This is a genomic window from Roseomonas rosulenta, from assembly GCF_016106005.1.
GTDB lineage: Bacteria > Pseudomonadota > Alphaproteobacteria > Acetobacterales > Acetobacteraceae > Neoroseomonas > Neoroseomonas rosulenta.
Window position 1 is genome coordinate 1 of sequence record NZ_JACADR010000543.1, and the last position, 1,294, is coordinate 1,294.

Sequence of the window (1,294 nt, forward strand, 5' to 3'; positions counted from 1 at the left end):
CGGAAGCCGCGCAGCTCGCGGTTGGTCGCGAGCGCCACCGCCAGCGGCGCCGGCGCGACGCTGCCCGACGGCGCGGCAGCCAGCAGGATACCGATCTCGGGCAGCACGCGCCCGGTGCCGAACAGGTTGTTCATGGTGAAGGCGCACGCGACGGCATTGCCCTGCGGGTCGAGCGTAACGAGGCCCGCCTGCGCCCCCACAGGCGCACCGCCGGTCGCCGGCAGCGAACCGCCCAGTGCCGCCTGGAAGGCCGCGGCCGTGCCGGCGCCGCCATCGGCCGAGGCCGGCAGGAAATGCACCGCGTCATTGCCCGCGGCGATGCGCACCGGCTGCGTCGCCTCGGCGCGCCCGGCGCGCAGGTCCGCCTCGGTCAGACCGCCGCCGGCGAGCAGGGAGGCTTCCGCCGCACGCTGCGACAGCGGTCCCTGGTATAATTCGCCGACGCCGCCGGTGCGCAGCTGCGCCAGCGTCGCACCGAGGTCGAGCTGCGTCATGCGCTCCCCCGCGCGCAGCGGCCCGCCGCCGGGGCTGCCGAAGACGCGCCGGGCATTGGGGTCGTTGAGCAGAGGCGCGGCCACGATGGCGAGGTCGTCCGCGAAGACGCGGCTGATCTCGGTGCCGAAGCGCGCCAGGTCCTCGGCCGGGCGGACCAGCTGCTCGAAGGGCAGCCGGGCACCGCGCGTGTGCAGCAGGAACAGCCCGCGCGCCATCATCGGCACGGCGGCGGGGCGGTCGGTGCCGGGCGGCAATTCGGTGCGCGCCCCGGCGGGGAAGAGCACGGCCTCGACCTCGCGCCGGCCGGCCGAATAGACCAGGCAGGCGCCGCCGCCGCCGAGCCCGGCGCGCGAGGGCAGCGTGACCGAGAGCGCGAAGGCCCCCGCCACCGCGGCATCCACCGCCGACCCGCCGGCCGAGAGGATCTCCCGCGCCACGATTGCGGCGCGGGGTTCCTCCGCCGCCGCGCCGCCCAGGAAGCCGGTCACGTTGCCCGGCGTGCCGAGCGGTGCGGCCGGCGTGCGGCCGAAGCTCGGCATCATGGAGCTCATGGTCGAGCAGCCGGGCAGCAGCGCCGCCAGCAGCAGCGCGAGGCGCCGCCCGGCGCGCCGCGGCCGCGCGCCAGCGTCCTCGGAAGCGATGCAGCGGCGATGTGTCCTGGTCGTCATGGCCCGCGTCCCGGCCTCCCCTGCTGCGCAGCCCGCGCATCGCGCCGGGTTGCGGCGCGGCGGATGAGGGGTGCGGCCCCGGCCCTCCGGATCGGAGGAGCACACGCCCGAGCCCCAGTCACGGCATCACC

1 protein-coding gene is annotated in these 1,294 nt (G+C 77.1%); it reads right to left on the reverse strand.

Annotation, left to right across the window (positions count from 1 at the left end):
• The coding region (locus HW578_RS26720; RefSeq protein ID WP_198373724.1) for a gamma-glutamyltransferase at nucleotides 1–1,163 on the reverse strand (1,163 nt) is incomplete at its 3' end.
• Nucleotides 1,164–1,294 lie beyond the last annotated feature (131 nt).